We start from the raw sequence: 6,432 nt of genomic DNA on the forward strand, positions 1-6,432 counted from the left end.
AATGGGATTACTTTCAAAAAAAGACAGCAAACTCATATTAGATCCCTTAGCGGATAACAACCCGATTACTATTCAGGTATTGGGAATTTGTTCTGCACTGGCGATTACGGCACAGCTGAAGCCTTCCATTGTGATGGCCATCTCAGTATTGTTCGTAATGGGAGTAGGGAATATTGTGATCTCCTTGATGCGGAATATCATTCCGTCAAAAATTCGAATCATTGTTCAGTTGGTCGTGGTTGCGACCCTGGTAATTATTGTGGATCAAGTACTGAAAGCCTTTGCCTATGAATTGAGTAAGGAACTTTCGGTGTTCATTGGACTTATCATTACAAACTGTATCATCATGGGGCGTTTTGAAGCCTTCGCTTTAGGAAACGGTGTTTGGCGCTCGTTCCTGGATGGTATCGGAAATGCCGCCGGATACGGTGTCATCTTGATAATCGTTGGGTTTTTCCGCGAGTTATTGGGAAGCGGAACGCTTTTCGGATTCAAAGTACTGGGCGATCCTGTAGCCAAAACAGGCTTATACGCCATTGGATACGAGAACAACGGATTTATGGTATTGCCTCCCATGGCCTTGATTGTGGTGGGAATTATCATCTGGGTGCAGCGTAGCAAGAATAAAGACCTCATTGAAGAAAACTAAGACATGGAGCATTTAGAATTATTTTTTAAGTCGGTTTTTGTAGACAACATGGTATTCGCCTATTTCTTGGGAATGTGCTCGTATTTGGCCGTTTCGAAGAAAGTGAGCACTGCCGTAGGATTAGGGGCGGCTGTAATCTTTGTATTAACAGTAACGGTGCCTATTAACTGGTTGTTAGATCAATATATATTGCAGGAAGGGGCGCTAACTTGGTTAGGGCCAGAATACGCCACTTACGACCTTAGCTTTTTGTCGTTTATTCTTTTCATTGCTACTATCGCTACCATGGTACAATTAGTAGAGATCATTGTAGAGAAATTTTCGCCTTCCTTATATAATAGTCTCGGTATTTTTTTGCCACTTATCGCGGTAAACTGTGCTATTTTGGGAGGATCGCTTTTCATGCAGTCGCGTGAGATCGCCAGTTTTGGTTTGGCCTTAAACTACGGGTTTAGTAGTGGTATTGGTTGGTTCTTAGCGATATTAGCCATTGCGGCCATTCGTGAAAAAATACGATACAGCAATGTTCCTGCACCCCTACGTGGTTTGGGAATTACATTTATCATTACCGGACTCATGGCCATTGGGTTTATGAGCTTCGGAGGAATGCTAACCGGAGGTGACGAAGAAACCCCCTCCTTAGACAGTCAGCCTGAAAATATCGGGATGGAGCTTCCGAAAGAAAATACAGAAGAAACAACCGAAACCGCAACCGTTTCATCAACTATAACAGCACAATAGTATGTTCTTAGCAGCTAGCACATTAGGGGTCGTCGTAGCAACTGTAGTGGCCTTTTTGGTTCTTATCCTTTTATTGGTATCACTGTTGTTGTTCACCAAACAAAAGTTATCTCCGTCTGGGCCCGTTACGATCACCATTAACGAAGAAAAGAAAATCGAAGTTCCTTCAGGAGGAACTCTGCTTTCTACCTTGGGAAGTAAAAAAATCTTTTTGCCCTCAGCTTGTGGAGGTGGTGGTACTTGTATTCAATGTGAATGTCACGTACTCGAAGGAGGGGGAGAAGCCCTTCCTACAGAGACGCCTCACTTCACTCGTAAAGAATTAAAAGAAGGAGCCCGACTTTCCTGTCAGGTGAAGGTGAAACAGGATATGAATATTCATATTCCTGAAGAAGTCTTCGGAATTAAAAAGTGGGAAGCCACCGTGGTTCGTAATTATAACGTTGCTTCCTTTATTAAGGAATTCGTAGTAGAGATACCAGAAGATATGAATTATAAGGCAGGTGGATATATTCAAATTGAAATTCCGCCTTGCGAAATCAAATACGAAGATATAGACATCACGGCGCACCCCGAAGAGCATGATACTCCGGATAAATTTCAAGCCGAGTGGGATAAGTTCAATCTTTGGCCTTTGGTAATGAAGAATACCGAAGTGGTAGAACGCGCCTATTCTATGGCTTCGTATCCTGCCGAAGGGCGCGAAATCATGCTAAATGTTCGTATTGCAACACCACCATGGGATCGCGATAAAAACCAATGGATGAGTGTAAACCCTGGGATTGCTTCCTCTTATATCTTCAATTGTAAAGAGGGTGATAAAGTAACCATTTCCGGGCCCTACGGAGAATTCTTCATTAACGAAAGTGAAGCCGAAATGTTATACGTAGGGGGTGGTGCCGGTATGGCGCCCATGCGATCGCATTTATATCATTTGTTCAAAACATTAAAAACTGGAAGAAAAGTAACCTATTGGTACGGAGGGCGTTCAAAACGTGAACTATTCTACATCGAGCATTTCCGTGCGCTAGAACGTGATTTCCCGAATTTCAAGTTTTATCTAGCACTTTCAGAACCGTTGGAAGAAGACAATTGGAAAGTGAAAGAGGATATTGATGCGGAAGGGGATGGCTTTGTTGGGTTTATCCACCAGGTGGTGATCGATAACTATTTAAACCACCACGAGGCTCCAGAAGATATAGAATTGTATTTCTGTGGTCCTCCTTTGATGAACCAGGCGGTTCAGAAGATGGGAGAAGACTTCGGTATTCCAGATGAAAATATCCGATTTGATGATTTTGGTGGCTAATCACTAAACCGTACAACGATCATAAACGCTCCCTTGGGAGCGTTTTTTTATGGTAAGGCTTAAAAATATTATGATTTAATTAAGAAAAATGCCGATAAATAGTTGCATAAAATCGATTAAGTGTTATTTTTGACCTGTTAATAGCTACTTACTAGCCCCTAAATCTTTGTGTAACCAAAATCCAAATACCTCTTATACCAGTCCCCACCTGGGTTAATTAAATAACAAACTCGAAATATTTTAGCTATGTGTTGGTGTTGGAAATCCACTCTTAACACCCATATAATTTTAACAAATTGAAAATGAGACTTGTAGTTGCATTGTCTTAATAATATGTTAAATTAGTAGCCTATAGAGAGAACTAATCCATCTAATTAACTATGAATCAAATGTACACCCTTAAAAACCGGAACGCTGTACGACATGCATTACTGTCTACGGCATTGTTTGTATCTGTCTTGTCCACCTCTTTTTCGCAATCACAATTGCAGCAGGACAAGAACGACAATGAACCCTCGAAAAAAATTGAATTAGCTACCCTCGTTGAAAAAGGCCAAACAACTGATTTTGTAATTACGGCCCAACATGTAAGTCGGGTAAGTGGCGTACACCATATTTATTTACGACAAGCCATCGATGGAATAGAGGTCTATGGAACCGAATCGAGCATTCATAAAACACCGGCTGGCTCTGTATTTAGAACCAACAATCGCTTTGTTTCTAATATTCAAGAGCAAGTACTAAGTAACCGTGCTAGTATTAATGCAGCCACGGCAATTTCTTCGGTAGCAAATCAAATGGGCTACAATCTCTCAAACCTACAGCTTTTAGAAACCAAGAATCCCTTAACGCAAGAAGCGGTTTATAATGGAGCAGGGATCTCCGCTTCCAATATTCCAGTAAAATTAATGTATTACTACCGTGAAGGTATTGGCGTTCAACTTGTGTGGGAACTTTCCGTAGAGGAAATCAACAGTGCCGACTGGTGGAATTTCCGCGTTGATGCTACTACCGGAAACATTATCGATAAAAACAACTTTACCGTATCCTGTTTAGATGAGATGCACGATCATGCGCACGGAGATGAAAAGAGCGAAATCGCTTACGAAACACCGTTGTTTTATACCGTACCGGAAGAAGCATCTATGATGGTAGGTACGTATAATGTAATTCCAATGCCTGTTGAATCTCCTGGGCATGGATCTCGTGTTTCTGTTTCTGATCCTGACAATGCTGTAGCCTCTCCATATGGATGGCACGATACCAACGGGTCTCCAGGAGCAGAATCAAATTATACCATCGGAAACAACTGTGACGCCTATGACGATAGTTCGAGCACGGTTACCGGAACGGGTTCTGGAACCAATGATGAACGTGCCTTTGGAGGTGCCGGACTTACCTTTAACTTTCCGTTTAATACTAATGTGACGGTAGGAGACGGAAGTATCGATGCTGCGGTGACCAACTTGTTTTATTGGACAAACATCATTCATGATGTAGTATATCAATATGGATTCGACGAAGCTTCTGGAAATTTCCAAGTAAACAATTACGGAAATGGTGGTTCAGGAAACGACTCTGTTCGCGCCGAAGCACAAGATGGTTCCGGTACTTGTAATGCCAACTTTGCAACGCCTTCAGATGGAAACCGTCCGCGGATGCAAATGTATGTATGTGGTACTCGTGATGGCGACTTCGATAATGGCGTGATTGTTCATGAATACGGTCACGGAATTTCAAACCGACTTACCGGAGGGCCTGCTGCTGCGGGTTGTCTCGGAAACCAGGAACAAATGGGTGAAGGATGGAGTGATTACTATGGCTTGATGCTTACCATGGATGCCAGTGATGCCAGAGATGATAGTCGCGGTATCGGTACCTGGTTGGTAGGACAAGCACCTACCGGACCTGGGATTCGTACCTATCCATACAGTACTAACTTTGCTGTCAATCCTCATACCTATGCCGATACTGCTGCGGAAGTAGCGCCTCACGGAGTTGGCTCGGTGTGGTGTGCCATGTTGTGGGAAATGACCTGGGATTTGATCGATGAATACGGATTTGATGCCGATATCTACAATGGAACGGGAGGAAACAATATTGCCCTAAACCTCGTAACAGAAGGTATGAAATTACAAGCCTGTAGTCCAGGCTTTATCGACGGACGGGACGCTATCATTGCGGCAGATCAGGCAATTTACGGCGGTGCTTACAACTGTATTATTTGGGAAGCATTTGCACGTCGTGGATTAGGATTTAGTGCGAATCAGGGTTCTACCAATAATAAAAATGATAATACTGAGGCCTTCGACTTGCCTCCGGGATTAGGAACACCAGATCTAAATTCATCGTTACAATCTCTTTGTATTACGAGTGGTGTTCAAACAGGATTGAGCGGCGGATTGCCGGAAGGCGGTGTGTACAGTGGTACGGGTGTAACCGACGATGGCAACGGTCAAACGTTTAGTTTTGATCCTGCCGTAGCAGGTGTTGGAACTACAACGGTAACCTATACCATCACCAACTTGTGTTCTGGTTCCGTAGAAAATGATACCGATACGATTTCGGTTGGAGATAGTTCGTTAGCCTTGGTATGTCCCGCAGATATTACCACTTGTGATCCGGATATTAGTTTTGAATTTCCTCGCCCAGCGGATGGTTGCTTCGGAAGATCAAGCAATCGGGTGACGCAAAATACGGTGGAGACCAACAATGGAGGAATTGATTGTACCGGAGAACTTTCGGGACACTTGCGCCAATTCAATTTAACGACCGAAGGAGTCGTTAGAGATTATCTTATTACCGGTATTGATGTTGGTATCAACAATACGACGGGAGCAAACATTACCGTGAATATCTATTTGAACAATACGTTAGATAATGCGATTACAACGTATACCGTACCTATCTCATCCACAGTGACTCCTTATGCAACAGCAACATCAGCTGTACCAGCGGGAAGTGCATTTACCCAAACGGTTCCGTTTGATGTCTTTTTGCCTGCAGGAACTGCGTTTACGGTCGAAGTAATTTCTCCCGCATCGCAAAATTTTATGATTGCTTATAATGATTCCGGGGTGTTGAATAACCCTAATGATACATCCATCGGTTATACGAGTTGTATTAGCGGATTACCCTACAGTGATCTGTCTGATTTTGACCTCGGAGCGAACTCTGTATTAATCGCTGTACAAGGAACCGAAAGTGATTTCTTAACCACGGTACAGACCACGGGAATCACCACCGGAGAAACCTACCCATTAGGGCTCACTACAAATACCTTTGAAACGACTGATAGTAGTACCGGAAGCAGCGTAAGTTGCTCTTTCGATGTGAATGTATTAGGAAACAGCGTTTCGCAATTCGTAGGAGGTGCCTGGAATAATGGGGTGCCTACCAGTACCACTCGTGCCATCATTTCAGATGATTTTGATACTGCGGCACAAGGTAATCTTGATGCTTGTGACTGCGATGTAGAAGCAGGAAACACGCTTACTGTGGGACCGAATGACTATTTGAATATTCAGTATAATATCAATATCGACGGAACACTAAACGTGGCACATACAGGCTCTGTAGTGCAATCAGAATCTAGTGCCATCGTCAGTAACAACGGTACGATCAATGTTGATGTAACCACTCCGGTGCTTCAGACGCGTGACTTTATGGTCATGGGAAGTCCGATGGACGCAGAAACACGTAACGATGTGTTCAACAGTGCCTTTTTAGTACT

Annotated in this window: 4 protein-coding genes; all 4 read left to right on the forward strand. The window is 43.2% G+C overall.

Features of this window, described 5'->3' with window-relative positions; all coding sequences use genetic code 11:
- The first annotated feature begins 1 nt into the window (after position 1).
- A complete protein-coding gene (locus PO830_RS05315; protein WP_272852492.1) occupies positions 2 to 649 on the forward strand; it encodes an NADH:ubiquinone reductase (Na(+)-transporting) subunit D in 648 nt (215 codons plus the stop codon).
- 3 nt (positions 650 to 652) lie between these two features.
- Positions 653 to 1,390, forward strand: a complete 738-nt coding sequence (gene nqrE, locus PO830_RS05320) for an NADH:ubiquinone reductase (Na(+)-transporting) subunit E (protein WP_272852493.1) — start codon at positions 653 to 655, stop codon at positions 1,388 to 1,390.
- Position 1,391: 1 nt separating this feature from the next.
- Complete coding sequence (nqrF, locus tag PO830_RS05325) at positions 1,392 to 2,699, forward strand: NADH:ubiquinone reductase (Na(+)-transporting) subunit F (RefSeq protein WP_272852494.1); 1,308 nt, start codon at positions 1,392 to 1,394, stop codon at positions 2,697 to 2,699.
- Between the two features lie 389 nt (positions 2,700 to 3,088).
- Positions 3,089 to 6,432, forward strand: a 3,344-nt coding sequence (locus PO830_RS05330) for a M36 family metallopeptidase (RefSeq protein ID WP_272852495.1), incomplete at its 3' end; no start/stop codon positions are given.

The sequence above is a fragment of the Altibacter sp. HG106 genome, from assembly GCF_028561755.1.
GTDB lineage: Bacteria > Bacteroidota > Bacteroidia > Flavobacteriales > Flavobacteriaceae > DFVG01.